Source organism: Geothrix edaphica, assembly GCF_030268045.1.
Classification (GTDB): Bacteria; Acidobacteriota; Holophagae; order Holophagales; family Holophagaceae; genus Geothrix; species Geothrix edaphica.
On record NZ_BSDC01000001.1, the window covers coordinates 174,981 to 199,401 of the forward strand.

The following is a 24,421-nucleotide window of genomic DNA, read 5'->3' on the forward strand; positions in this document are numbered from 1 at the left end:
CCCGGCCCTGGTTGACCAAGGGAAAAAACGAGACTCGCGCACAGCAGAACCGGTAATGGCAGGATCATTTGCCTTCATTAGACCGGATTTTTCTGAAGCCCGAGCATGAAATTGGTGATGAATGGGTTGAATCGGCTCCAGCGGCGCCGTCACCAGGCCAGGAGCCGCTCCAGGGTGGACCGCACCGTCTTCGGCCCTGGCAGGAAGGCCGCTTCCAGGGGCGGGCTGGCGGGCGTGGGCGTATCGGCGGCGCCCAGGCGCATGACGGGGGCATCCAGCCAGCCGAAGCAGGCCTCGCCGATGCGGGCCGCCAGCTCGGCGCCCGGGCCGTAGGTGAGGCTGGCCTCCGTGAGCACCAGGACGCGATGGGTGCGCTGCACCAGCTCGGCGATGGCCTGGTCGTCCAGGGGCCAGAGGGTGCGGAGATCCAGCACCGCCACGTCCAGATCGGCCACGGCCTCGAGGGCCACGTGCTGCGCGGCGCCATAGGTGACGATGCAGGCCTTGGAACCGTTCTTCCGCAGGGCGGCCTCGCCGAGCCGGGCCGTGGGAGCCTCGTCCCAGTGGTCCTTGAGGCGGCGGTAGAGGCGCTTGTGCTCGAAGAACAGCACCGGATCCGGATCATCTATGGCCGCGCGGAACAGGGCGTAGGCATCCCGCACGGTGCCCGGCGCCACCACCTTGAGGCCGGGGCTGCCCAGGAAGTGGCCCTCGGGGTTCTGGCTGTGGAAGGGGCCGCCGCCGTTGCCGCCGCCCGAAGGACCGCGGAACACGGCGGGCACGGTGGCCCCCCAGCGCCAGTGGGCCTTGGCCGCGAAGTTCACCATGAGATCCGAGGCCAGCAGGGCGAAGTCCATGAACTGGAATTCCGCCACAGGGCGCTGTCCCATCAGGGCCGCGCCGATGGCCGCGCCTACGATGGCCTGCTCGGAGATGGGCGTGTCGATCACGCGATCCGGGCCGAAGCGCTCCAGCAGGCCCTCCGTGGCCCGGAAGGCGCCGCCGTAGGCGCCGATATCCTCGCCCAGGCAGCAGACGCGCGGATCGGCCTCCATGGCGTCGAAGAGCGCCCGGCGGATGGCCTCGACGTAGGTGCCGGAGAAAGCGGTCATGCCTCTTCCAGCAGGCCCCGCTCCGCGAGCCAGGCATCGTTGAAGATGCTGCTGAGGTAGCGGCCGGCGCCGTCGGGGAACACGGTGACGATGCGCGCAGGGCGGTCCATGGGCGGCAGCTTGGCCGCCACCTGCCGCACCGCCCACAGCGCGGCGCCGCTGGAGCCGCCGCCCAGGACGCCCTCCTCCTTCACCAGCCGCCGCGCCTGGTGGAAGGCATCGCGGTCCGTCACCTGGACCATCTCGTCGATGAGCTCGAACTCCATGGTGGGGATGAGGAACTCGTCGCCCAGGCCCTCGATCTTGTAGGGTCCCGCCTTCGGATTCGCTTCGCCATGGAAGTGGGGGGTGAACACGGAGCCCACCGGATCCACGGCCACGATCTTGATGCGCGGGTCCTGCTCCTTGAGGTAGCGCCCCACGCCGCCAATGGTGCCGCCGGTGCCCGCGCCGGCCACCAGATAGTCGATGCGGCCCTCCATCTGCTCCCAGATCTCGGGGCCCGTGCCGGCGTAGTGGGCGGCGTTGTTCTCCCGGTTGCCGTGCTGGTCGGGGAAGAAGCAGTTGGGCGTCTCCCGGGCCAGGCGGGGGGTGATGTTGTTGTAGCTGTCCGGGTGTTCCGGCGGCAGGCTCGTGTCCACCTTGTGCACCTGGGCGCCGAGCGCCAGCAGTTGGTTCAGCTTCTCCTGGGAGATGGTGTCGCGCACCACCACCTTGAGCTTGTAGCCCTTCTGGATGGCCATGAGCGCCAAGCCCATGGCCGTGTTGCCGGAAGAGTTCTCGATGATGGTGTCGCCGGGCTTCAGTCGGCCGTCGCGCTCGGCGGCCTGGATCATGTGCTTCGCGATGCGGTCCTTGCTGCTGCCCATGGGGTTCAGGAACTCGAGCTTGGCGAAGACTTCCACCGGCAGGTCCGACACGACGCGGCGAAGCCGGACCAGCGGCGTGTTGCCGATGGCCTCCAGGACGCTGCCGCAGGGCTTCCGGTAGAGCATGAGATTCCTCCGGATGCCAGTATGACCGGGGAGTCGGCTGGAGGCTGGAGACCGGAGGCACCGCTTTTTGAGGTGGTGCCCCGCGCCGCGACTCCCTTTATGCGACAGGCGCATGCAGCGCATCGCCCTGATCCAGCAGCTGAATGTCATCGCCGCCGCCCCTGTTCCCCACGGCCTGGGCCAGGAGAGGAAATCCATTTGAAGGAGGCGCTCCTTCATTCTGATCTGGTGCCCTGCTTCAGACATCGGGTCGACATCGTTTAAACCAATTAAACTAATAATTTTAATACTTAGGCACAACCCTTGCACAGTCCCCCACGTGATCAGGGAGGCTCCATGGGCAAGAATCGTCCGACATTCGCTCATGCCCTCGGAGCCCTTGAAATTCAGGTTCGCGTCAGCCCCAGTGCGAGTCCGATTCGGGGTGGGACTTGGGATGCGGGGAACAACCTGAATGGGATCGGGCCAGCCGAAGGGTGATGTATGAGGCGCGGGCAGCCCACATGGAGAGCCTTGCCTGCCGTCTTGTGGCTGGGTTGGTGGCTTCTTGTAAAGAGCTCGGTTCTTGCCCAGGGAGATGATGTCCCCAGCCCCCCTCCTGAAAAACCGCCCAGCGCAGAGGGGCAAGCGATCCCACAAAAAGCGGGGGCCGCCCCCGTCGCCTCTGGGTCAACAGTGGATCTTCCCGCCGCCGACGCAGCATGGATGAAGGAACCGCCTGCAGGCAAACTCCAGACCCGCTCCTGGGGAACCGGTTCGAGCAAGAGTTACCTCATCCCGGCCCTCGAGATTCCGGCCTTCCTCGTGCTTCTCAACGGGTACGACCGGAAGGCCTACCCCAACCAAATGGAGGACGGAAAGAAGGTCTACAGCGTGAACCTCTCGACTTTCTGGAACCATGTCACGCACGGGCCGTGGGTGGTCGACAAAGACGCCTTCGCCATGAACCAGTTCAACCATCCCTATGGTGGAACGATGTACCACGGCTTCGCGCGATCCGCGGGCCTCAGCTACTGGGAGTCGCTGGCCTACGACCACATGGGCAGCCTGCTCTGGGAAATGGGTGGGGAGACCACGAAGCCTTCCTATAACGATCAGATCAGCACGGGCTTCGGCGGGAGCTTCCTGGGCGAGGTGCTCTTCCGTTTGTCCAACCTGGTGCTCGAAAGCGATGACAGCGGCAGCCTGGGATTCTGGCGCCACCTGGGGGCGACGATGCTATCGCCGGCCACGGGAATCAACCGGATGGCCTTTGGGGACCGATTCAAGCCCGTGTTCCCCAGCAACAACCCCAGCCTCCGCTGGCGCCTGCAACTGGGTGAGAATCTGCATTCGGACCTGAACACCCGGGGCGTCACCACCACCTCATTCAAGAAGGAAGCGGCGCTGGATTTCGATATGGCCTACGGGCTTCCCGGCAAGTCTGGCTACAGCTACGACCGCCCTTTCGACTACTTTGATTTTGAATTCCGCAGTCTGGGAAACCTCGACAACCCCGTCGACAACATCATGATCCGCGGTCTCCTCTATGGGACGGATTACGGACTTGGCGATTCCTATCAAGGGATCTGGGGACTCTACGGCGGCTACGACTACATCTCGCCCTACATTTTCCGCATCTCAAGCACCTCTGTGTCGCTGGGGACCACCTTTCAATGGCAGATCTCGCAGGCAGCGGCCCTCCAGGGTTCGCTGCTTGGGGGCGTGGGGTACGCGGCGGCCGGCAACGTCACGCAAGTGGGAGACCGCGACTACCACCTCGGTGTGGCTCCCCAAGGGCTCCTCGCGCTGCGCTTCATCCTTGGCGAAAGGGTCATGCTCGATGTCACGGGGCGCCGGTACTACATCACGGGCATGGGGGGCGATGATCCGGGAGGCCGGGAGGCCATTGTCCGCCTGAACATGGGCTTCACGATCCGCATCTACGACCGGCATGCCCTGGGCATCCAGTACATCGCCTCCAAACGAAATGCCCACTATCCCGACCGGCCCGACAGCCGGCAGTCGGTGGGAACCGTGGCCATCGTCTACAACCTTCTTGGCCACGCCGGATTCGGTGCAACCAAGTGAGATGCCGTGAATAGGGAGTCTTCCTCAACCGATAGAAACCACACTGGGACATTTTCCACATGATTCTGCTCCGCCCCTCATGGGCCCTCCCCCTCGCGCTCGCGTTCCTGCCCTTGGTTTCAACCAGCCCCCTGTTTGCCAACGAGACACCAGGCTTTGCCGCGCGCCCACTGCCTGCCGCCGTGGTCGATGCCATTCCAGTGCTGCTCGACACCGCGGCGAAGCAGAAGCTCATGGCCTCCGGCAGCTACAGCTCCTTCTCGGAGGGCCAACCCAAGGTTGACCTGTGCCCCGACAAAGCCGCGGGTGCCGACATCATCCGCACCCTCAATGCCACCCACCCCAACATCGGCATCCAAACCCTCGTGGTAGCGGCCATGCCCGCGGGCCTCATCGCCCGGACGGACCGGCCCCTCGCGCTCTACAACCTCATTCATCAGTTCCGCACGATGGAAGGCCTCCAGTATTTCTCATCCACACACAACAAGGTCCGGACTCTGTTCACCACCTCTCATCTGGTCAAGGCCCGGAAGGACCGCAACAGCCTGGGTGACCCACACTACTCAGCCATCGAACCCACCCACGATCTCTACCTCGAACAGGACGACACGACCTTCGGCAAGAACCTCTATGTGGTGACCGTGAAGGGGCACGAAGGTGGAAGCGTTGAACTCAGCATGAGCAACGCAGATCGCGTCTGGTGGGGCCTCGTGCCGGTGCTTGGTCCAGGCGCCCTCCATCTCACCCTGGTCATCCAGGCTTCGGCCGACGGGGGATTCCTCTATTTCTACGGCAATGTCGGCATTACGACCACCAAGGTCTTCGGCATGGAAGAGCAGGTCCGCACCAGCTTCTACAACCGTGTCATCGCCCTGTACAACTGGTTCTCCAAACAAGCTGCCGGTTCGTGATGGGCCATCCCCGGTGTCCCAATGATCTGTAACTTCCCCTTGGGTCTGGCGCTCCTCGCCTTGGTGTTCCTGCCCTTGCGGGGGCAGGAGGGAGTCCCTCCAGAGCCCAGGGCGGAGGAGAAGGACAAACCCTCCGAAGTCGCGACCACGGGAATCTCCGCCGTTCCGAAGATCCTGTGGGACGACACCTTCTTCATCCTGAAGTCGCCTTCGCGATGGGATAGGCAGGATTGGCTGCATGCGGGTGAAGGCTTCGCCGTCGTGCTGGGTACAGCTTTGTTGCTGGATACCCGCGCGCGCGACGAATCCCAACGACATCGCGGCACTGAAACGGACAGGGTGGCCAAGCAGATTCAACATTTCGGCACCAGCTACGCATTCCTGGCCGTGGGTGGTTTCTGGGTCTACGGCAAGCTCGCCGGGGCTTCGAACGCCGTGGACACGGCCCTCGACGCGGCGGAAGCCAGCTTCATCTCGGGTGCCGTCCTCAGCCCGCTCTTGAAAACGGCGGTGGGACGCAGCCGCCCCTCCGATGGACAAGGTGCCTTCCACTTCAAACCCTTCGGAGGAGGCGTGTCCTCCCCCTCGGGGCACACCACCGAGGCCTTCACCTTGGCCAGGGTCATCACCGAACACTATCCCCAGGCCTGGGTGCAAGGCCTTACCTATGGGATCGCGGCCCTCGTGGGGGCTTCCCGGATCCAGCAGAACGCTCATTTCGCATCGGATGTGGTGAGCGGGGCCCTGCTTGGAACGCTCGTGGGCCGCACCGTGGTGCGCCGCAACCAGAAGCGGCGTGAGGGGCCAAGTAAGGTCGCGGTGTCCATCAACGCCAGCTTCGGAACCGGATACCAGGGAGCGACCCTGTCCGTGCGTTTCTGAGGCATCATGCTTCCCCCCGTCAACGCCGCCGGAGCACCTCGGGCCAGAGCTGCCCATGCCTCCGAACTCCAGACTCGATCCCTGCCCTCCGCTAGACTGGTCCCATGCTTTCATCCCTGCGAATCCAGAATCTGGCCCTGGTGGAGGACCTGTCCCTGGAGTGGGGGCCGGGCTTCACGGTGCTCACGGGCGAGACCGGCGCGGGCAAGTCCCTGCTGGTGGACGCGTTGTCCCTGCTGGTGGGGGCCCGGGGCGACGGGGAGCTGGTGCGCCACGGGGCGGAGCGGGCCACGGTGGAGGCCGTGGTGGAGGGTCGCTTCGAGGCCTGGCGGGGCTTCCTGGCCGACCGGGGCCTGCCTGAGGACCAGCCGGTGGTGCTGCGCCGGGAAGTGGGGCCGGGCCGCAGCCGGGCCTGGATCAATGGCGCCAGCTGCGCCCTGGCGGATCTGCGGGAGGCCGGCCGCCTCTGGATGCGCCTCACGAGCCAGCACGACCACCAGTCGCTGCTGGGCGAGGACCGGCACCTGACGCTCATCGATGAGGTGCTGGGCCTCGACCCCGACCTGGAATCGCAGGCCGCCGCCGTGCGCGAGGCCGAGGCGGCGCTGAAGGCCCGGCGTCGCAGTGAGGCCGAGCGGGAGCAGCGCCTGGAGCAGTTGGCCGAGGCCCTGGCGGACCTGGAGAAGCTGGCGCCGAAGCCCGGCGAGTGGGCCCAGCTCAAGGCCGATCGCGAGCCCCTGCGCCATGCGGTCCACCTTGAGCAGGCCTTCCGGGAGGCGGCGGAGGCCCTGGATGGCGGCATTCCCAAAGTGGAGCTGGCCCACAAGGCCCTGATGCGCGCCGTGGCTCACTGGCCGGACGCGGTCGCCGAGCAGGATCGCCTCCGCTCCGCCGTTCTGGAGCTGGAGGACCTCCTGGCCCTGTCCCAGGACCAGGCCCTCCGCTGGGCCCAGGCCGGCGCCGACCGCATCGAGGCCATGGAGGCCCGCCTGGCCCTCTACGAGCGCCTGGCCCGCCGCCACCGCTGCGAACCCGAGGAGCTGGCCGCACGCCAGCAGATCCTCAGGGACGAGCAGCGGGCCCTGCTGGCCGGCGACGTCTCCGTGAAGGAGCTGGAGAAGGCCCTGGCGAAAGCCGCGGAGGCCTACCGGCAGGTGGCCGAGGCCCTGCATGGCCGCCGGTCCGAGGCCATCCCGAAGCTCGAAGCCGAGGTCCAGAAGCGGCTGGGCCGCCTGGGCATGAAGGGGGCGCGGCTCCAGCTGCGGCTGTCCCTGGCGGAGGAATCCGGCAGCCCCGTCCAGCAGAGCGGGCGGCCCGTCCGCGTGTCGGCCCAGGGCTTCTCGGCCCTGGCCATCTGGATCGAACCGAACCCCGGTGAAGGCTTCCGCCCTTTGGCCAAGATCGCCTCCGGCGGCGAGCTGAGCCGCCTCATGCTGGCCCTGGTGGGCGCGGGCCTGGCCCTGGGCGCAGGTGTGAAGGACGGGCTGACGCTGGTCCTCGATGAAGTGGACGCGGGCCTGGGCGGCGAGACGGCCCTGGCGGTGGGCAAGGCCGTGGCGGAACTCGGCCGGGCCCATCAGGTGCTGGCGGTGACCCATCTGGCCCAGGTGGCCGCGCGGGCGGATCGGCACGGCCGCCTGCACAAGGAGACCGAGGGTGGCCGCACCCGCAGCGCCCTGGGCTGGGTGGCCGGCGAGGCCCGCAACCGCGAGCTGGCGAGGCTCCTGTCGGGCCACCCTGACCGCCCCGAGGCCCTGGAGCACGCGAAGGTTCTGCTCGAAGGATAAAAAAGGGCCGCCCGGAGGCGGCCCTTTTCGTGGTGCAGATCGAGACTACTTGACGCTCACATCGTCGATGACGAAGGAGGTCTGGAGGCTGCTGTCCTCCACCGAGTAGAAGCGCAGGCGGATGGTCTGGCCCTTGTAGGCGCTGAGGCTCAGCGACTGCTGGGTGTAGCCCGTGTTCTTGTTCAGGTTGGAGTAGGTGGCCAGGGTGGCCAGCACGGTGCCGGAGGTGTTGAGCACCTGCACCTTCATGGTGTCGTAGGCGGTGGTGGTGGTGGTCTCCGCCGTGTCGACGTGGAGCCAGAAGGTCAGGGTCCCGGTGGCGGTGCTGGGGATCGCGATCTGCTGGTAGACGTAGTCGGTGTGGGCGGAGCCGTAGCCGCACATCCAGGCGTCGTAGGATCCGCCGTGGGCGGGTTCGCCGGTGAAGGTGCCGATGACGCCGGAGGTCTGCGTCCAGCTGGTGGCACCGCTCTCGAAGCCGCCGTTCAGGACCAGCTCGGCGCCGGAGGTGGCGTTGGACACCGTGAAGCTGACACCGGTGCTGGTGCCGACGTTGCCGGCCGCGTCATAGGCCTTGGCCGTCAGGGTGTGGGAGGCATTGGTCAGCGTGGTGCTGTCCAGGGTCATGCTGTAGGGGCTGGTGGTGTCGCTGCCCTTCAGCGCGCCGTCCACGTAGAACTCCACCTTGGTGACGCCGACGTTGTCGGAGGCGGTGGCGGAGAAGGTGATGGTGCCGCTGGTGCCGGACTCGGTGGCCGAGACGGTGGGAGCGGTGGTGTCCGAGGAGCCGCTGGTCCAGGCGGCGCCCACGTTGATGCCGTGGAAGGCGTTCCAGACGGCCTGTTCCTGGGCGCTGCCGGCCCCGTAGAGGTCCTTGGCGGCGTTGATGGCGGCGGTGCGGGCCCCGGCGTAGTTGGTGCTGGAGGTCATGTAGACCGAGAGGGCGCGGAACCAGATGCGGGCCGCGGCGTCATTGCCGATGCCGGTCATGCCACTGGGCAGGTAGGTGGTGCTGGTGTTGCCGCTGGTGGTGGCGCCCTGGCTCAGGAAGTAGAAGCAGCGGTTCATGGGGCCGCTGGAGTAGTGCACGTCCAGGTTGCCGACGGTGGAGGACCAGGCATCGGGGCTGGAACCGTCCAGGCTGGGCTTGTACATCCAGCGCAGGGGATTGGTGGCCAGCTGCTCGCCGATGGTCCAGTTGCCGCCGGTGTTGCCGATGGTCGAACCCGACCCGCCACGGGCGTAGAACTCGATCATGGTGCCGAAGATGTCCGAGTTGGACTCGTTCAGGCCGCCCGACTCGCCCGAGTAGGTCAGGTTCGCGGTGCGGGCGCAGACGCCGTGGCTCATCTCGTGGCCCGCCACGTCGAGGGCGGTGAGCGTGGTGAAGGAGGAACCATCTCCGTAGGTCATGCAGAAGCAGCTGTCCGACCAGAAGGCGTTGTCGTAGCTGTTGCTGATGTGGACGCGGCTGTAGGTGGCGGTGCCGGCACCGTCGATGCCATTGCGGGTATGGACGTTCTTGTAGTAGTCCCAGGACTTGATCATGCCGAACATGGCGTCCACGGCCGCGGTCTCGCCGTTGGCGGCGGTGGTGGAGCTGCCTTCGACGTAGTTGGCGCCATCGCCCCAGGTGTTGTCGGCATCGGTGTAGAGGGTGCCGGTGGCGGTGCTGGTGGTGGCGGCGTGGGCCATGTTGGTGACCACGTTGTTGCCGAAGGAGCCGCCGGTGCCGCGGGTCGTGTCGCGCAGCTCGTAGGTGGTGCCGGTGTAGTTGGTGGGCAGGGAGACCGTGCCGTTGTACTGGCTGTTGCCGGTGCCCGTGGCCGCGGTGGTGTGGAGGGTGTTCCAGGTCTTCAGGATGGCGCCGGTGTGGGCGTCCACCAGGTAGTCGGTGTGCTTGATGCCGTCCTGGTCATTCTCGAGCTCGGTGTGGACGTGATAGGCCAGGGTGTAGCGGAGCACCTGGCGGGACACATCCTCGGCGTTCAGGTCCGCGGTGGCCTTGCCCGCGCGGCGGACGACCTCGGCCATTTCGGGGTAGACCACCAGCTCCGTGGTCGGAGCGTAGGCGTAGGCGCCCTTGGGCGCCAGGTCCCCCTGGACCACGGCGAGCGCCTCGGCACTGCCGAGGGCCGGGGTCACATTGAGCTGGATGCCCTTGAGCAGGGCGTTGGTGAGCGGGAGCTCGGCGCCGTCCTTGCCGGTGTGGGTGATGACATCGCCGCCCCAGACCTTCACGCCCTTGTAGGTCTGCTGGAAGTGGGCGTGGGCCTGGCCGAGCTGGTCGGTGTGCGCGCCACGGAGCAGGAAGGCGTGATCGCCGTCCAGGCCCAGCTGTGCGCGGCTGGCCAGCAGCCGCTGGGCGGCCGCTTCACCGCGCAGCGAATCCTGGGGCAGGCGGGCGTTGAGGGTACCGGCGGCGAGGGCCGCGGCGAGGAAGGACAGGGCCATGCGGCCCGTGGCGATCGCCATGGAAGCTCCTTAGCTTGGGGGGGGGGAGGGCCTTCCCGCTTCGCAGTCGCGAGGGCGGAGGCTCGGTTGGGGGAAAGATCGGAAAGGCGGAACCAGAGTCCCCGCGGCCCGTCAACCCCTCAAGTTAAGGCTTGTTAATTTTCTTGAGAATCATTTCTATTAAATTTTGTAATGATCAAATCATTTTATTTGAATGATTAATAAACAATCGAGAGGTCCTGTTTGAGTGTTTTGGTCAAGGGACCCGACGGACGACCTTGCCACCCTGGAGCACGAAGGGGACGCGCTCCAGGGTGGTGATGTCCTTCAGTGGATCGCCATCCACGGCGATGATGTCCGCCGCCCGGCCGGCCTCCAGGGTGCCGACCTCCGAATCGAGCCGGAGCAGCCGGGCCGCGACCACGGTGGCGCTCTGGATGGCCTGCAGGGGGGTCATGCCGTAGTCCACGAGATAGCGGAAATCCATGGCCACCAGGCGGTGTTCGAAGACGCCGATATCGGTGCCGTAGGCGATGGGAAGCCCCGCATCCAGCGCGGCTTTGAAGCCCGCCCGGCGCAGGGGCAGGATCGTGCGGGCCTTGGCGATGGAACCTTCGGGGAAGTGGTAGGGGTTGCCGGGCAGCAGGATGGATTCGAGGGCGTACAGGGTGGGCACCAGGAAGGTGCCGCGCACCTTCATCTCCCGGGCCGTGGCGGGGCTCAGCAGGCTGCCGTGCTCGATGGAGCGCACGCCCGCCAGGGTGGCTTCGAGGATGCCCGCATCCCCGTGGGCGTGGGCGCAGACGTCCATGCCGCGGCGGTTCGCCTCCTCCACGATGGCCTTGAACTCGACCGGGCTGAAGCTGGGGGCGCCGGGATCGTCGTGGTTGGAGAGCACGCCGCCCGTCGCATGGATCTTGATGAGGTCCACGCCGCGCTTGCGCCATTCGCGCACGACGTGCCGGCCCTGGTCCGGAGAATCGACGATGTGCTCATCGCCGGTGTGGAGGTGGGGCGGGAAGCCGTTGAGGTCGCCGTGGCCGCCGGTGATGGACAGGGAGGGCCCCGCCACCAGCATCCGCGGTCCGGGGATGTCGCCCCGGGCGATGGCATCACGCAGGGCCACGTCGCCGAAGCCCGCGGAGGCGCCCACGTCCCGCACGGTGGTGAACCCGGCTTCGAGCACCTTCCGGGCGTTCACCACGCCATCGAGGAGCAGGGCTCCCTGGCTGCGCTTGAGGTAGCCCAGCTCTCCGAGGCCCGCCGGAAAGAGCAGGTGGGTGTGGCAGTCGATGAGGCCCGGTAGCAGGGTGCGGTCGCCCAGATCGAGGGTCTCGGCATTGGCGGGCGGCGGGCCGGGCTGGATCCGGCCATCCTTCACCCACAGCCGCCCAGGGGTCTCCACCTTCCCGGTGCGGACGTCGAGAAGCCTGGCCGCCTTGAGGAGGAGCGGCCGCTCCTGGCCGCAGAGGGCGAGGCAGAGAAGGCTGGCGAAAAGGCCGCGCAGGATCATGGGGACTCCGGAGTGTGGCCTACGATAGCCCACCCGCTCGCGGAATTCCTGCAACTTTGGAGTGGGACTACGGCCGCTTGGTGGACTTCTGCCGGACCCGCTTAGGCGGTGCGCTCTTGCCCTTCTTCGGGGCCTGCTTGGCGGCGGGCTTGGGGCCTTCCTTCTTCTTGGGGCGGGGCTTGGCCTTGACCTTGTCCACCCGCTGGGCCTGGAGCGATTCGTTGCTGCGGGAGGGCTTGAGGCCTTCGCCAGGATCCAGGATGCGGCGCACGGCGGCGACCTCCGCCTCCTCGCCTTCGCCCTTCTTCTTTTTCTGGACGCTGAGGCGCAGGGGTACGCCTGCCAGGCCGAACTGCTCGCGCAGGCGGTTCTCCAGGTAGCGGACGTAGCTGAAGTGCAGCCCGCGGTCGGTGTTGGCCTTCACCACGAAGCTGGGGGGCCGCACGCCCACCTGGGTCATGAAGTAGAGCTTGGGCAGCTTGCCGTCGATGGCGTGGGGGCTCATGGCGGCGACAGATTCCCGCAGGAAGCGGTTCAACTCGCCCGTGGAGATGCGGCGGCCGTGGGCCTCCGCCAGCTCGTCGATCATGCCGAACAGTTTGGACACCCGCTGTCCGGTGAGCGCCGAGAGGAAGATCATGGGGGCGTGGTGCAGGAAGCCCAGGCTCCGGCGCAGGTCTTCCTCGGCGCCGTAGATGGTGTGGGTGTCCTTCTCGACGAGGTCCCACTTGTTCACGACGAGGATGACGGCGGCGCCGGCCTCCTGGGCGTAGCCGGCGATGACGGCGTCCTGGTGGGTGGCGCCCTCCACGGCATCCAGCAGCAGCAGGCTGACATCGGCCCGGGCCATGGCCTGCTTGGCCTTGAGGATGCTGAGCTTCTCGGCGCCCTCGTGGGTCTTCCCCTTCTTGCGGATGCCGGCCGTATCGATCATCCGGTAGACCTTGTCCTTCACGTGGAAGACCGTGTCCACCGTGTCCCGCGTGGTGCCGGCGACCTCGCTGACGAGGCTGCGCTCATAGCCCAGCATGCGGTTGGTGAGGGAGGACTTGCCCACGTTCGGCCGGCCGATGAGGGCGAAGCGGAGCTCGTCCGAGAGCGAGTGGATTTGGGCTTCTTCCGGTGTCCGGTGGAAGGGCAGGTGGGCGCGGAGGGCCTGGATCAGCTCGGGCACGCCCGCCCCGTGGGCGGCGGAGATGGCAAGCACTTCATCGAAGCCCAGGCCGTAGAAGCCGGCGTCGGGGGCGCCGCCCTTCATGCCGTCCAGCTTGTTGATGACGAGGAGGATGGGCTTGCCCTGGCGGCGCAGGCGCGCGGCGATCTCCTCGTCCCCGGTGGTGAGGCCGTCGTGGCCGTCCACCAGCAGGATGGCGACGTGGGCTTCGCCCAGGGCGGCCTCGGCCATGCGGGTGATGCCCTGGGTGATGACGTCATCGCCCTCGAAGTCGAGGCCGCCGGTGTCCACCAGCTCGAAGATCTCTTCGGCCTCCCCTTCCTCGCTGAGGCAGGTGACGCGGCCGTAGCTGCGGTCGCGGGTCATGCCCGGCAGGTCGTGGACCAGGGCCGCCCGGCTGCGCGTTAGCCGGTTGAAGAGGGTGGACTTGCCCACATTGGGGCGTCCGCAGAGGGCGACGAGCGGCAGTTTCATATCTGTTCCAAGCCTTCCAGTCTATCGGTTCGGGCGGGAAAAGACAGGGAAGGAATAGAGCCGTTCCACCCAATCCGCTCTAAGCTGGGGTGGAGAAATCCGACGAGGTGCATCCATGAAGAGGATTCTGGCTGTCTTTCTGGTCGTGGCCGCCTTGTTTACCGCGGGCTACTACCTCTCGACGGGCCGCCTGCCCTGGGTGGCTCTCTCGACGGAAGAGCAGCAGGTGATCGATCTGGGCGAGGAGTTCGCGCGGGTCCGCGAGCAGTGGCAGGCGGCCGGACGGACCCAGGCGCTGGGCGTGGACGCATCCAGCCAGATCGAGGCGCCGCTGGCCACCCTGGACCGCATCGACAAGGAGCTGGCGGGTCTGACACCCCAGCTGAAGTCGACCGAAGCCAAGAACCGGGCCACGATCCTGCGGAGGGACATCGCGGCGTTCAAGAGCGAGATGCGGTAGGAGGGACTTTGACTGGGTCGTTCTCCGCCTTGTGCGCCGACCCATGCTATCGGGGGCTCGAACGCGCCCCCGTCGCCCTTCGGGCTAGGGCCCGCCGCGTAGCCGGCAGCTACCCCGGCCCTCCACTGGAGGGCCTTCGCTGACGCTGCCGTCTCCGCACTCGACGCTGGATCCCGGTCGCGCATGCGCGGCCGGGGCGGGTTCGAGCCCCATCGGCCCCGCGCTTCAGAACGAAAAAAGGGTCCCGCGTGGGACCCTTTTTTCGTTCTGGCGGGGCTGACGGGGCTCGAACCCGCGACCTCCGGCGTGACAGGCCGGCACTCTAACCGACTGAGCTACAACCCCTTGCTGTTCCTACTTTTTCACCAGGCTGGCTGGTGGGCGATGACGGGCTCGAACCGCCGACATGCTGCGTGTAAGGCAGCTGCTCTACCGACTGAGCTAATCGCCCGAATCGCCGAACCACGATCCTCACATGGGACGCCGGAAGGGTCAAGGCCAAAGGTCTGCATTGAGGGTTTCCGGCTGATCTGGTAAGGTTTTCAGACTTCCGTGCCAGGGGTTCCCGCGGACCTTTCGCTGGTGTCGGTGTGACCCTGGCCGATCCATCCGGCCGTGGCCTTGGGACGTTTCTGGAGGGTGGCCTGTGGCGCTGCTGGAACTGGCGAATCTGACGCTCCGATCACCGGAAGGGGACGGCCCCGTCGCGCGCATCCTGGCCCAGATGCCGGATCCCATGCGCCCGGACCTGCCGGCCATCCTGTTCGTGATCGTGCTCCTCGTGGTGCTCTACATCTACCTCAAGCTGGTGTTCTTCAAGCCCATCACCCAGGTCATGGACGACCGGGAGCGGGACCTGAGCGCCGGCGGGGACGCCAAGGCCCAGGCCGCGGCCCAGCTGGAGGCCCGCCAGAAGGACTACCAGGGGCGGCTGAAGGACCTCCGCGCCCAGGCCTTCGCCCGCCGCAAGGCCCTGGCGGATGCCGCGGGCAAGGACAAGCAGCGGATGCTGGACGAGGCCCGCGCCAAGGCCCAGGCCGAGCGCCAGGCCGCGGTGGAATCGCTGAAGGCCCAGCAGGCGGAGGCCAGGCAGAGTCTCCTGGCCCAGGTGGACGCCCTCTCCGAGTCCATGGCCCAGACCCTTCTGAAGCAGGCCTGAGCATGAAGACGCTGACCCGACTCTCCCTCGCCGCCGCCCTGGCCCTCGGCCCCCTCGGGCTCGCGGCCCAGACGCATGAGACCCACCCGGCTCCCGCAGCCGAGAGGCACGAGGCCCCTGCCGCCGGGCACGCAGCCCCGCCGGCCGAAGGCCATGCACCTGAAGCGCACGGGACGGAAGCCGCCGGCCACGAAGGGGCCGGTCACGAGGCCAAGGGCGGCGCCCATCACGGCCCGGCCATGAAGCTCTTCGGCAAGGAGTACGGCAATGGGGGGGCCTTCCTCGTCCAGCTGCTGAACTTCGCCATCTACGGCGCGGCGCTGTTCTTCCTGCTGAAGGGCGCGCTGTCCGCCATGTTCAAGTCCCGCAAGGAGGAGCTGGAGACCCTGCTCGCCCAGGCGGAGAAGGACAAGGCCGAGGGCCAGGCCCAGATGAGGGAGATGGAAGCCAAGATGGCCGGGCTCGAGGGCGAGCTGGCGGGTATCCTCGCCAAGGCCGAGACCGACGCCGAGGCCGAGAAGCAGCGGGTACTGGAGGCCGCGAAGGCCGAGGCCACCCAGATCCTCGCCCAGGCCCAGGCCGAGATCGGCTTCCAGAAGCGCCAGGCCGAGCAGGAGCTGCGGGCCCTCGTGGCCGAGCTGGCCGTGGAAGGTGCCGCCAAGCGCCTGGAAACCAAGCTCCAGGGCCCCGACGCCGCCCAGGCCATCGACCGTGCCATTCAGCAGATTGGAGGCGTGCAGTGAGCAACCGCCTGACCGCCCGGCGCTACGCCAAGGCCCTCCTCCAGATCGGCGACCAGCAGGGCAACGTGCCCCAGCTGCAGGAGGAACTCGACACCGTGGCCGCCGCCGTGGCCGCCAACGGCGACCTCGCCCGCCTCGTGGCCTCCCCCCTGGTGCTGCCCACCAAGAAGGCCGAAGTCTTCGAGGCCATCCTCGCCAGCGCCAAGGTCAGCCCGACGCTGCGCCACTTCTTCCGCGTGGTGGCCGAGGCCGGTCGCCTCAACCTGCTGGCGGACATCCACCGCACCTTCGCGGATCAGGTGGACGAGCGCGCGGGCATCGTCGAGGCCAAGGTGGCCAGCGCCCAGCCGCTGAGCGAGGCCCAGACCCGGGCCCTCGTGGCTTCGCTCACCGCCCGCACGGGCAAGACCATCCGCCTCACCTGGCACCAGGATCCCGCCCTCCTCGGCGGCGTGAAGGTCCAGGTGGGCTCCACGGTCCTGGACGCCTCGCTCCAGGGCCAGCTCCGCCAGCTCAAGGCCCAGCTTCTCTCGGCTTAATTCCTTTCGCATTCACCCGCAGGTTTGGAGGACTTCATGGACATCCGCGCGGAAGAGATTTCCCGCATCATCCGCAGCCAGATCGAGGGCTTCGACGCCCAGGTGGACGTGGCCGAGGTCGGCACCGTCATCAGCGTCGGTGACGGCATCGCCCGCGCCTACGGCCTCGAGAAGGCCATGGCCGGCGAGCTGCTGGAACTGCCCCACGGCGTGATGGGTCTGGCCTTCAACCTGGAGGAGGACAACGTCGGCATCATCCTGCTGGGCGATGCCGCCGCCATCAAGGAAGGCGACACCGTCAAGCGCACGGGCAAGATCATGTCCGTGCCCGTGGGCCCCGCCTTCGTGGGCCGCGTGGTGGATGCGCTGGGCAACCCCATCGACGGGAAGGGCCCCATCCAGGCCGTCCAGACCAACCCCATCGAGCAGATCGCCCCGGGCATCGTGGACCGCAAGAGCGTGCACGAGCCCATGCAGACGGGCCTCAAGGCCATCGACAGCCTGATCCCCATCGGCCGCGGCCAGCGCGAGCTGATCATCGGCGACCGCCAGACCGGCAAGACCGCCGTCGCCGTGGACACGATCATCAACCAGAAGGACACCGGCGTCATCTGCATCTACGTCGCCATCGGCCAGAAGCGCTCCACCATCGCCCAGGTGGTGAAGACCCTGGAAGAGTACGACGCCATGAAGCACACCATCGTGGTGGCCGCTTCCGCCTCCGAAGCCGCTCCGCTGCTCTTCCTGGCCCCCATGACCGGCGCCGCCCTCGGCGAGTACTTCATGTGGCACGGCCAGGACGGCAAGCCTGCGGGCAAGGACAACCCCGGTGGCCACGTCCTCTGCATCTACGACGATCTGTCCAAGCAGGCCGCGGCCTACCGCGAAATCTCTCTGCTGGTGCGCCGTCCTCCCGGACGCGAGGCCTACCCCGGCGACGTGTTCTACCTCCACTCCCGCCTGCTGGAACGCGCCTGCAAGTTGAGCGACGAGCGCGGCGCGGGCTCGCTGACCGCCCTGCCGGTCATCGAGACCCAGGCCGGTGACGTGTCCGCCTACATCCCCACCAACGTCATCTCCATCACCGATGGCCAGATCTTCCTCGAGAGCGACCTCTTCAACGCCGGCGTCCGTCCCGCTGTGAACGTGGGCATCTCCGTGAGCCGCGTGGGTGGTTCCGCCCAGGTGAAGGCCATGAAGTCCGTGGCCGGCACCATCAAGCTGGACCTCGCCCAGTACCGTGAGCTGGCGGCCTTCGCCCAGTTCGGTTCCGACCTGGACAAGGCCACCCTGGCCCAGCTGAACCGCGGCCAGCGCCTGGTGGAGATCCTGAAGCAGGGCCAGTACCAGCCCATGCCCGTGGAGAAGCAGGTGGTCATCATCTGGGCCGCCACCAACGGCTATGTGGATGACCTCCCAGTGCCCCAGGTGCGGCGCTTCGAAGCCGAGTTCATGGCCTACCTCGACGTGAACGCCCCCGAAGTGCTCCGCGGCATCCGCGACACCAAGGTGCTCAGCGACGATGCCAAGGCCCAGCTCAAGACCCAGGTGGCGGCCTTCAAGGAGACCTTCGCGGCCTCCCTGAACCAGACCGCGGGAGCCTAGTCCGATGGCCGGTCTCCAGGACATTCGCCGCCGCATCCGGTCGGTGAAGAACACCCAACAGGTCACCAAGGCCATGAAGATGATCTCCGCGGTGAAGCTGCGGAAATCTCAGGAACGCCTGGTGGCTCTGCGTCCCTACGCCAGCAAGATGATGGAAGTCGTCCGCCGGGTCGTGAGCCGCATCAAGGGTGATTCCGAGATCCAGCCGGGCCCCGCCGCCCAGGCCTTTCTGTCCCCCCGCGAGGAGAAGCGCATCCGCGTGGTCCTCGTGGCCTCCGACAAGGGCCTCTGCGGCGGCTTCAATGCCAACGTGCTCAAGGCCGCCAACACCTTCCTGGCGGAGACCACCGCCGAGATCGTCCACCTCGACGTGGTGGGCAAGCGGGCGGCCGAATGGGCGCGCAAGCGGGGGCTGACCGCCGCGGGCGAGTACCTGGGGATTCCCCTCAAGGGCCTGCAGCGCGTGGTGACCGAGATCTCCGAGGGCGCCGCCGCCCAGTACCACGCGGGCGAGATCGACGCGCTCTACGTGATCTACAACTACTTCAACAGTCCCATGTCCCAGACGCCCACGGTGTTCCGGGTCTTCCCCATGGAACTGGACCGGCGAGCCGAAGGCCGGGAGGCCGTCGAGGTGTCCCACCTGCTCGAGCCCGATCCCAACGCGGTGCTGGAGACCCTGCTGCCCCGCTTCGTGGAGACGGAGTTGCTCCGCAACCTCCTGGAGAGCAGCGCCTCCGAGCACGGCGCCCGCATGGCGGCCATGGACAAGGCCAGCAACAATGCCGGCGAGATGATCGCCAAGCTGACCCTGACCATGAACAAGATCCGCCAGGCCGGCATCACTAACCAGATCATCGAGATCGTGTCCGGCGCCAACGCCTAGTCCATCTGCCCATTCCTTCGTCGAGGTTCCCCATGTCCAACAACCTTCAAGGCCGCGTGATCGCGATCGTCGGTCCCGCCGTGGACGTCGAGTTCGGCAGCCACCTGCCCGAAATCATGAACGCGCTGCTCACCGAGATCAGCGGCGTCACGGTGACGCTGGAGGTGCAGCAGCACCTCGGCGAGAACCGCGTGCGCTGCGTCTCCATGCAGCCCACCGAGGGCATGGTCCGCGGCCAGATCGTGACCGACACGGGCAAGCCCATCAACGTGCCCGTGGGCCCCGAGACGCTGGGCCGCATCATCAACGTCGTGGGCGACCCCGTGGACGAGCGCGGTCCCATCGGCCACAAGATGACCCTCCCCATCCACCGCGAGGCCCCCAAGTACGAGGACCTGAACACCACCTCCGAGATGTTCGAGACGGGCATCAAGGTCATCGACCTGCTGGAACCCTACGCGAAGGGCGGCAAGACGGGCCTCTTCGGCGGCGCCGGCGTGGGCAAGACGGTGCTCATCATGGAGCTCATCAACAACATCGCCAAGGGCCACGGCGGCTACTCCGTGTTCGCGGGCGTGGGCGAGCGCACCCGCGAGGGCAACGACCTCTGGCACGAGATGATGGACAGCGGCGTCATCGACAAGAACGACCTGTCGAAGAGCAAGGTGGCCCTCATTTACGGCCAGATGACCGAACCGCCCGGAGCCCGTGCCCGCGTGGCGCTCACTGGCCTCACCGTCGCCGAGTACTTCCGCGACGTGGAAGGCAAGGACGTGTTGCTCTTCGTGGACAACATCTTCCGCTTCACCCAGGCCGGTGCCGAAGTGTCCGCGCTGCTGGGCCGCATGCCCTCCGCCGTGGGCTACCAGCCGACGCTGGCCACGGAGATGGGCGAGCTGCAGGAGCGCATCACCTCCACCAAGAAGGGCTCCATCACCTCCGTGCAGGCGGTGTACGTGCCCGCGGACGACTACACGGATCCCGCGCCCGCCACCACCTTCGCCCACCTGGACGCCACCACGAACCTCTCCCGTGAGATCGCGGCCCTGGGCATCTACCCCGCCGTGGATCCCCTGGCGTCCACCAGCCGCCTGCTGGACCCCCGCATCCTGGGCGAGCACCACTACAACACCGCCATGCGCGTGAAGCAGATCCTGCAGAAGTACAAGGAGCTGCAGGACATCATCGCCATCCTCGGCATGGACGAGCTGAGCGATGACGACAAGCTCATCGTGGCCCGCGCCCGCAAGATCCAGCGCTTCCTCAGCCAGCCCTTCTTCGTGGCCGAGCAGTTCACGGGCATGGCGGGCAAGTACGTCAAGCTCGAGGACAGCATCAAGGGCTTCAGCGAGATCTGCGATGGCAAGTGGGACCACCTGCCCGAGCAGGCCTTCTACCTCGTCGGCACCATCGAAGAGGCCGTCGAGAAGGCTGAAAAGCTCGCCGCCGTCTAGTTCTGTCTTTCTCCAACTCGGAATCCGCGCGAGCGGATTCCGAGCCTTGAAAAGAGCCTGCCATGTCTCAATCCATCAAGCTGGAAGTGGTGACGCCGGAGCGGCCGGTCTTCTCGGCCGAAGTATCCGAGGTGCAGTTCCCCACGGCCACCCGCGGCTACTACGGCATCCTGCCGGGCCACACGCCCCTGATGACTGCCGTGGGCGACGGCCTCCTGTACTACGTCCAGGATGGCCAGAAGCACTGGATCACGGTCTTCGGCGGCTTCGCGGAAGTGGGCCCCGACCGGGTGACCATCCTTGCCCGGGAGAGCGAGACGGTGGACATGATTGACCTGGAGCAGGTCGAGGCCCAGCGCCAGCGGGCCCTCAAGCTCCTGAAGGAGGCCGTCACGGAGCACGACCTGGCCGCCGCCCAGGCCGCCCTCGATGCCAGCCTCATCCGCCTCCAGGCGGCCGGGCATCCCGCGGGCCACGGATTCTGACCTCACGGCCATCGCCTCGCCCCGCCTTTCCCACCCGACCTCATGGACCCGCCCCGGCTGGCCGATGAGGTCGGGTGAAGACTGTCTGATGGAGGAACCTTGTCAGGCGCTCCACTTCCCGTGATCGATCCCCGGCCCCTCCAGGACCTCCTGGAGATGGGGGCGGAGCCGGGCCTGGTGGGGGAGCTGATCGGGTTGCTCGAGGGGGACTTCCCCACCCGGCTGGCCTCCCTGCGGAAGGCCCTCGAGGCCTCAGACAAGGAGGCGGCCCTGCCGGAGGCCCACCAGCTGAAGGGGGCCCTGGGCACCTTGGGGCTCCCGCGGTTCGCCGACCTGGTCCGCCAACTGGAGGGGCACCTCCGGGAAGGGCGCTGGGAAGAGGCCCGTCGGCTGCTCGGGACCTTCCCGGCCGCCTACCAGGAGGCCGTGACGGCGCTCCGGGCGGCCTTTCCGGAAACGTGAGGGGTCACCAGGACAGCCGCTCGTCCTGGGCCAGCAGGCTGATTCGGGGATCGCCGAGGGCCTGCAGCTGGGGCAGCATGGTGTCCTTGTCGCCCGGAGTGAGGTGGTAGACCCGCACCGGCACATCCCGGTTGAGCTTCCGCAGCTCCGCGCCGAGCTTGGCGGGGGTGAGGTGCTTGGAGGCTTCGGCCAGCCAGGCCTGCTCGTTGGGGAAGCTGGCCTCGGTGATGACGAGCCGCAGGTTGGGCGTGGCGTTGGCCACCTCCCAGATCTGGTCGGTCTCGGCGGTGTCGCTGGTGAAGATGAAGGCGTCCGTCCCGTCGTCCACCTTGTAGCCCACGCAGGGCACCAGGTGGTTCACGCGGATGGGGGTGATATGCAGGCCGCACACGTGGTAGGTGTGTCCGGGCTCGATCTCGGTGTAGCGGATGGTGGGATCGTTGGGGCTGGGGATCACGCTGAAGTCGGGCCAGAGCTCGTCATTGAAGAGGTGGCGGCGCAGGGCGTCCAGGGTCTCGGGCAGGGCGTGGATCTCCACGGCCTCGTGGGTGTGCCCGAAGATGTTCTTGGTGAAGAAGGGCAGCGTGCAGATGTGGTCCAGGTGCGAGTGGCTGAGGAACACGTGCTGGATCCTCACCTGCTCCTCCACCGCCAGGGCCGCCGTGATGGAGCCGGCGTCGATGGCCACGCAGCCGTTCACGAGCAGCCCCGTCAGGCGCTCGCCATCGGCCTCCCCGCCGCTGCAGCCCAGGATCCGGAGTTCCATCGCCCCTCGGTGTAAGTGGACTCATCATACGAAAAAGAGGCGCCGGAGGCGCCCCTTTTTCGCGGAGGGGACAAACCCTAGAAGCGGATGCCGCCGTAGATGCCCACCTGCAACTTGGGTCCGAGGTCTTCATCGGTGAGGGGAACCGCCACCTCGAGGCCGATGAACGGCTTCACGATGGGCGTGGGGAAGGCATAGCCTGCGTTCACGCGCGCCCAGGGACGGCTGTAGGTCTCAGAGGAGGAATAGACGTTGGTGATCGTGCGTTTCTCGAAACGGTAATCCACGCCGGCGCCGACGGCGATCAGGGCCTTGAAGTTGAACATGGCCCCGACGGCCCAGTATTCGTTCCCCAGCTTGGTGGGGACCAGGAAGCCATTGGGCTTGAGGTCTGTTTCAACCTTGGGCTGGTAGGCGGCCGTGACCTGGAACAGGGCCGGGCCGAAATCCACCAGGGCGTAGCCCAGCCGCGCGGCGACGACCGTCTTGTCCTCGGCCTCGACCTTGGAGAGGGTGTCCCGGGAGGTGTAGCTCTGCCGGGAGACATTGAGGCCCAGCTCGAAGCTCTGGGCCGCGAGGGGCGCTGCGAGGAGCAGGGGCAGGACAAGCTTCTTCATGAGCGGGCTCCAGAGGGGTGAATGGGTAAACTTTACCCCATATGGCGCGAATGGAGGCGCCGAAATCCAGCTTCGCACCGGCAAAAGGAAGGGGTCCCATCCGGGACCCCTGTGAAGCAGAGACCCCGGCGGGGCCTCAGAAGCGGATGCCGCCGTAGATCCCGATCTGCACCTGGGGGGCCAGGGCCTCGCTCAGATCCTTGTAGGTGGCGGTGGTGTCCTTCTTGGTGAGGGGTGCGGCCACTTCCAGGGCGAAGAAGGGGCTCACGATGGGCGTGGGGATGCTGAAGCCCACATTGATCCGGGCCCAGGGCCGGCCCAGGGTGCTGTCGGTGCTGGGGCCGCTGGTGGGGCGCCAGGTGAGGTTCTCAGAGCGGTACTCCACCCCGGCACCCACATTCACGAGCAGCTTCCAGTTCACCATGGCGCCCACGGCCCAGTACTGGTTCTCCAGCTCGCCGTACTTGGTGCCGCCATAGGTGAGGTCGCCGGTGGTCTTGTTGTGCCAGGTGGCGTTCAGCTGGAGGGCGGCCACCTTCAGGTCCACCACATCGAAGCCGCCCCGGATGGCGAAGCCCGTGGGGCTCACAGCGTCGTACTTCTGGCCGGTGCCGAAGGAGGCGGCCTGGGCTTTGCCGACCTGCTTGTCCACAAGCACACCAAGCTCGCCGGCGGCAGCCGGCAAGGCGGTCAGCGCGGCGAGCGCCGAGAGAAAGAGCAGTTTCCTGCGCATGTGGTCCCCCAATTCGGCAGATAGGGCATCATCGTGCCTGGATTGGGTGCGGTCAACCTCCAATGGTGCAGTGGTTTTGCTAACCTCAGGTCATGCGGGCCCACCTTCGCTTCCTGATCCTGGACGGCTTCGACCCCGACACGGGCGAGCTGGCCCTGCGGGTGGCCTTCCAGTCCGGCCCGGAACCGGGCCTGGACCTGATCCGGCTGCGCCTCCACCTGGGCCGGGCCGGCAACGCCCTGGAACCCCTCAGCCGCCAGCTGCGCACGCACGTGCAGATGCCTGTGCCGCCCCTGTGGGAGCACGGCCTCCGGACCGTCATCCACGCCATCGAGGAGGAGCTGGCCGGACCGGAGGGGCGCAATCCCCTCCGCTACCTGTGGGTGAAGACCCAGCTGCTCCACCCCGCCGAAGCGGCGCGCTCCACGCCGAACCACCCCGTGGCGCGGCAGGTGGAGATCCTGCGGGACTGGGCGAACCGGCTGGACCAGGAGGGCCAGGCCCTCCGTGCCGCCGAGGTGCTGGATCGCCTGCTGCTCCTCGCGCCCAGGGACGTGGCCAGCCTCGCCTACCTGGCCGGCTTCTTCCGCGCCCAGGGCATGGCCGAGGAGATGGCGGCGGTGGCCGAGCGCTGGACCCGGGCCGAGCCAGGCCGGATGGAGGCACACCTGCGCCAGGGGGAGGCCCTCCTGCGCCTGGGCCGCGCTCCGGAGGCCCGGGCCGCCTTCGAGGCCGTCCTCAAGGCCCAGCCGGTGCACCTGCTGGCCCACCTCGGCATGGCCCAGGCCCTGGGGCTGCTGGGAGGGAACCCCTTCCCCCACCTGGATGCGGCCCAGGAGCTGGATCCCGCGGCCACGGCCTCGGTCCTGCGCGAGACCTTCGACTACCGGCTGCTGACCCCCCCCGCCGGGGACCGGGTCCACACCCTGGAGGCGCTGCCGCCGCTGCTGGGGGTCTCCGGCGCCGAGGTCCAGGACTACCTCCAGTTCCTGGGCCTGCCCCTCACGGGGCCCGACGGCACCGTGCGCGAGGCCGAACTGGCCCGCTGGACGGGGGTGATGAACCGCTACGCCCTGCTGCCGGGGGGGCTGAACTGGTCCGCCCCCACGCCCAGGCGCCTGCCGGATCTGGTCTAGGAGC

At 67.3% G+C, this 24,421-nt stretch carries 22 protein-coding genes and 2 tRNA genes; 14 read left to right on the forward strand and 10 right to left on the reverse strand.

Going from position 1 to position 24,421, the window contains the following annotated elements; all coding sequences use genetic code 11:
- Positions 1 to 149 precede the first annotated feature (149 nt).
- Positions 150 to 1,112, reverse strand: a complete 963-nt coding sequence (locus tag QSJ30_RS00800) for an alpha-ketoacid dehydrogenase subunit beta (RefSeq protein WP_285605881.1) — start codon at positions 1,110 to 1,112, stop codon at positions 150 to 152.
- Positions 1,109 to 2,107, reverse strand: coding sequence for a PLP-dependent cysteine synthase family protein (locus tag QSJ30_RS00805; protein WP_285605882.1), 999 nt, complete (start codon positions 2,105 to 2,107; stop codon positions 1,109 to 1,111). Before QSJ30_RS00805 ends, QSJ30_RS00800 begins: the two co-directional genes overlap by 4 nt.
- 675 nt (positions 2,108 to 2,782) lie before the next feature.
- Here QSJ30_RS00805 and QSJ30_RS00810 point away from each other — a divergent pair.
- The 4 genes from QSJ30_RS00810 to QSJ30_RS00825 all read left to right on the forward strand — a co-directional run bounded on the left by QSJ30_RS00810 (position 2,783) and on the right by QSJ30_RS00825 (position 7,757).
- The gene (locus tag QSJ30_RS00810) at positions 2,783 to 4,177 is read left to right on the forward strand and encodes a DUF3943 domain-containing protein (RefSeq protein WP_285605883.1); all 1,395 of its coding nucleotides are present in this window, start codon (positions 2,783 to 2,785) and stop codon (positions 4,175 to 4,177) included.
- Positions 4,178 to 4,236: 59 nt separating this feature from the next.
- Positions 4,237 to 5,088: a DUF6675 family protein gene (locus QSJ30_RS00815; protein ID WP_285605884.1), complete on the forward strand. Its 852-nt coding sequence runs from the start codon at positions 4,237 to 4,239 to the stop codon at positions 5,086 to 5,088.
- 21 nt (positions 5,089 to 5,109) lie between these two features.
- A complete protein-coding gene (locus tag QSJ30_RS00820; RefSeq protein WP_285605885.1) occupies positions 5,110 to 5,970 on the forward strand; it encodes a phosphatase PAP2 family protein in 861 nt (286 codons plus the stop codon).
- 104 nt (positions 5,971 to 6,074) lie between these two features.
- Entirely contained in the window at positions 6,075 to 7,757 is a 1,683-nt protein-coding gene (locus QSJ30_RS00825; protein WP_285605886.1) for a DNA repair protein RecN, read from the forward strand.
- Positions 7,758 to 7,802: 45 nt separating this feature from the next.
- Here the strand turns inward: QSJ30_RS00825 and QSJ30_RS00830 are convergent, their stop codons facing one another.
- From QSJ30_RS00830 to der, 3 genes are all read right to left on the reverse strand, one after another.
- On the reverse strand, positions 7,803 to 10,232 hold the full coding sequence (locus QSJ30_RS00830; RefSeq protein WP_285605887.1) for a M4 family metallopeptidase: 2,430 nt from the start codon (positions 10,230 to 10,232) through the stop codon (positions 7,803 to 7,805).
- 235 nt (positions 10,233 to 10,467) lie between these two features.
- Complete coding sequence (locus tag QSJ30_RS00835) at positions 10,468 to 11,724, reverse strand: metal-dependent hydrolase family protein (RefSeq protein WP_285605888.1); 1,257 nt, start codon at positions 11,722 to 11,724, stop codon at positions 10,468 to 10,470.
- 67 nt (positions 11,725 to 11,791) lie between these two features.
- Positions 11,792 to 13,372 (reverse strand): ribosome biogenesis GTPase Der, encoded by a 1,581-nt coding sequence (gene der / locus QSJ30_RS00840; RefSeq protein WP_285605889.1) that lies wholly within the window; start codon positions 13,370 to 13,372, stop codon positions 11,792 to 11,794.
- A 115-nt stretch (positions 13,373 to 13,487) separates the two neighbouring features.
- Here der and QSJ30_RS00845 point away from each other — a divergent pair, with 115 nt between their 5' ends.
- Positions 13,488 to 13,832: a hypothetical protein gene (locus QSJ30_RS00845; protein ID WP_285605890.1), complete on the forward strand. Its 345-nt coding sequence runs from the start codon at positions 13,488 to 13,490 to the stop codon at positions 13,830 to 13,832.
- Between the two features lie 268 nt (positions 13,833 to 14,100).
- On the opposite strand, the gene QSJ30_RS00850 is transcribed toward QSJ30_RS00845, so the two are convergent.
- Together QSJ30_RS00850 and QSJ30_RS00855 are read right to left on the reverse strand one after the other, a co-directional pair.
- Positions 14,101 to 14,177: transfer RNA gene (locus QSJ30_RS00850), tRNA-Asp, on the reverse strand.
- Between the two features lie 30 nt (positions 14,178 to 14,207).
- Positions 14,208 to 14,283 (reverse strand) — tRNA-Val (locus tag QSJ30_RS00855).
- Between the two features lie 195 nt (positions 14,284 to 14,478).
- Between QSJ30_RS00855 and QSJ30_RS00860 the strand changes: the two genes are divergently transcribed.
- From QSJ30_RS00860 to QSJ30_RS00895, 8 genes are all read left to right on the forward strand, one after another.
- Complete coding sequence (locus QSJ30_RS00860) at positions 14,479 to 14,991, forward strand: ATP synthase F0 subunit B (RefSeq protein WP_285605891.1); 513 nt, start codon at positions 14,479 to 14,481, stop codon at positions 14,989 to 14,991.
- Between the two features lie 2 nt (positions 14,992 to 14,993).
- The gene (locus QSJ30_RS00865) at positions 14,994 to 15,734 is read left to right on the forward strand and encodes an ATP synthase F0 subunit B (RefSeq protein ID WP_285605892.1); all 741 of its coding nucleotides are present in this window, start codon (positions 14,994 to 14,996) and stop codon (positions 15,732 to 15,734) included.
- Positions 15,731 to 16,273, forward strand: coding sequence for an ATP synthase F1 subunit delta (atpH, locus tag QSJ30_RS00870; RefSeq protein WP_285605893.1), 543 nt, complete (start codon positions 15,731 to 15,733; stop codon positions 16,271 to 16,273). Before QSJ30_RS00865 ends, atpH begins: the two co-directional genes overlap by 4 nt.
- A gap of 36 nt (positions 16,274 to 16,309) precedes the next feature.
- The gene (gene atpA, locus QSJ30_RS00875) at positions 16,310 to 17,878 is read left to right on the forward strand and encodes a F0F1 ATP synthase subunit alpha (protein WP_285605894.1); all 1,569 of its coding nucleotides are present in this window, start codon (positions 16,310 to 16,312) and stop codon (positions 17,876 to 17,878) included.
- A 4-nt stretch (positions 17,879 to 17,882) separates the two neighbouring features.
- A complete protein-coding gene (gene atpG, locus QSJ30_RS00880) occupies positions 17,883 to 18,764 on the forward strand; it encodes an ATP synthase F1 subunit gamma (protein WP_285605895.1) in 882 nt (293 codons plus the stop codon).
- 32 nt (positions 18,765 to 18,796) lie between these two features.
- Positions 18,797 to 20,218: a F0F1 ATP synthase subunit beta gene (gene atpD / locus QSJ30_RS00885; RefSeq protein ID WP_285605896.1), complete on the forward strand. Its 1,422-nt coding sequence runs from the start codon at positions 18,797 to 18,799 to the stop codon at positions 20,216 to 20,218.
- Between the two features lie 62 nt (positions 20,219 to 20,280).
- Positions 20,281 to 20,703, forward strand: a complete 423-nt coding sequence (atpC, locus tag QSJ30_RS00890; protein WP_285605897.1) for an ATP synthase F1 subunit epsilon — start codon at positions 20,281 to 20,283, stop codon at positions 20,701 to 20,703.
- A gap of 99 nt (positions 20,704 to 20,802) precedes the next feature.
- A complete protein-coding gene (locus QSJ30_RS00895; RefSeq protein WP_285605898.1) occupies positions 20,803 to 21,165 on the forward strand; it encodes an Hpt domain-containing protein in 363 nt (120 codons plus the stop codon).
- A gap of 4 nt (positions 21,166 to 21,169) precedes the next feature.
- On the opposite strand, the gene QSJ30_RS00900 is transcribed toward QSJ30_RS00895, so the two are convergent.
- The 3 genes from QSJ30_RS00900 to QSJ30_RS00910 all read right to left on the reverse strand — a co-directional run bounded on the left by QSJ30_RS00900 (position 21,170) and on the right by QSJ30_RS00910 (position 23,281).
- Positions 21,170 to 21,931 carry an MBL fold metallo-hydrolase gene (locus QSJ30_RS00900; RefSeq protein WP_285605899.1) on the reverse strand — a complete coding sequence of 254 codons (762 nt, stop codon included), beginning with the start codon at positions 21,929 to 21,931 and terminating at the stop codon, positions 21,170 to 21,172.
- 77 nt (positions 21,932 to 22,008) lie between these two features.
- Positions 22,009 to 22,548 (reverse strand): hypothetical protein, encoded by a 540-nt coding sequence (locus QSJ30_RS00905; RefSeq protein WP_285605900.1) that lies wholly within the window; start codon positions 22,546 to 22,548, stop codon positions 22,009 to 22,011.
- Positions 22,549 to 22,684: 136 nt separating this feature from the next.
- Positions 22,685 to 23,281: a hypothetical protein gene (locus tag QSJ30_RS00910; RefSeq protein ID WP_285605901.1), complete on the reverse strand. Its 597-nt coding sequence runs from the start codon at positions 23,279 to 23,281 to the stop codon at positions 22,685 to 22,687.
- Between the two features lie 92 nt (positions 23,282 to 23,373).
- Between QSJ30_RS00910 and QSJ30_RS00915 the strand changes: the two genes are divergently transcribed.
- A complete protein-coding gene (locus tag QSJ30_RS00915; protein ID WP_285605902.1) occupies positions 23,374 to 24,417 on the forward strand; it encodes a tetratricopeptide repeat protein in 1,044 nt (347 codons plus the stop codon).
- Positions 24,418 to 24,421: the final 4 nt, after the last annotated feature.

What these genes read in the sequence shown, in the direction of transcription:
- QSJ30_RS00800 (WP_285605881.1), bottom strand. Translation starts at nt 1,112, where the DNA reads ATGACCGCTTTCTCCGGCACCTACGTCGAGGCCATCCGCCGGGCGCTC.
- QSJ30_RS00805 (WP_285605882.1), bottom strand. Translation starts at nt 2,107, where the DNA reads ATGCTCTACCGGAAGCCCTGCGGCAGCGTCCTGGAGGCCATCGGCAAC.
- QSJ30_RS00815 (WP_285605884.1), top strand. Translation starts at nt 4,237, where the DNA reads ATGATTCTGCTCCGCCCCTCATGGGCCCTCCCCCTCGCGCTCGCGTTC.
- QSJ30_RS00820 (WP_285605885.1), top strand. Translation starts at nt 5,110, where the DNA reads ATGATCTGTAACTTCCCCTTGGGTCTGGCGCTCCTCGCCTTGGTGTTC.
- QSJ30_RS00825 (WP_285605886.1), top strand. Translation starts at nt 6,075, where the DNA reads ATGCTTTCATCCCTGCGAATCCAGAATCTGGCCCTGGTGGAGGACCTG.
- QSJ30_RS00830 (WP_285605887.1), bottom strand. Translation starts at nt 10,232, where the DNA reads ATGGCGATCGCCACGGGCCGCATGGCCCTGTCCTTCCTCGCCGCGGCC.
- QSJ30_RS00835 (WP_285605888.1), bottom strand. Translation starts at nt 11,724, where the DNA reads ATGATCCTGCGCGGCCTTTTCGCCAGCCTTCTCTGCCTCGCCCTCTGC.
- der (WP_285605889.1), bottom strand. Translation starts at nt 13,372, where the DNA reads ATGAAACTGCCGCTCGTCGCCCTCTGCGGACGCCCCAATGTGGGCAAG.
- QSJ30_RS00845 (WP_285605890.1), top strand. Translation starts at nt 13,488, where the DNA reads ATGAAGAGGATTCTGGCTGTCTTTCTGGTCGTGGCCGCCTTGTTTACC.
- QSJ30_RS00865 (WP_285605892.1), top strand. Translation starts at nt 14,994, where the DNA reads ATGAAGACGCTGACCCGACTCTCCCTCGCCGCCGCCCTGGCCCTCGGC.
- atpA (WP_285605894.1), top strand. Translation starts at nt 16,310, where the DNA reads ATGGACATCCGCGCGGAAGAGATTTCCCGCATCATCCGCAGCCAGATC.
- atpG (WP_285605895.1), top strand. Translation starts at nt 17,883, where the DNA reads ATGGCCGGTCTCCAGGACATTCGCCGCCGCATCCGGTCGGTGAAGAAC.
- atpD (WP_285605896.1), top strand. Translation starts at nt 18,797, where the DNA reads ATGTCCAACAACCTTCAAGGCCGCGTGATCGCGATCGTCGGTCCCGCC.
- atpC (WP_285605897.1), top strand. Translation starts at nt 20,281, where the DNA reads ATGTCTCAATCCATCAAGCTGGAAGTGGTGACGCCGGAGCGGCCGGTC.
- QSJ30_RS00900 (WP_285605899.1), bottom strand. Translation starts at nt 21,931, where the DNA reads ATGGAACTCCGGATCCTGGGCTGCAGCGGCGGGGAGGCCGATGGCGAG.
- QSJ30_RS00905 (WP_285605900.1), bottom strand. Translation starts at nt 22,548, where the DNA reads ATGAAGAAGCTTGTCCTGCCCCTGCTCCTCGCAGCGCCCCTCGCGGCC.
- QSJ30_RS00910 (WP_285605901.1), bottom strand. Translation starts at nt 23,281, where the DNA reads ATGCGCAGGAAACTGCTCTTTCTCTCGGCGCTCGCCGCGCTGACCGCC.
- QSJ30_RS00915 (WP_285605902.1), top strand. Translation starts at nt 23,374, where the DNA reads ATGCGGGCCCACCTTCGCTTCCTGATCCTGGACGGCTTCGACCCCGAC.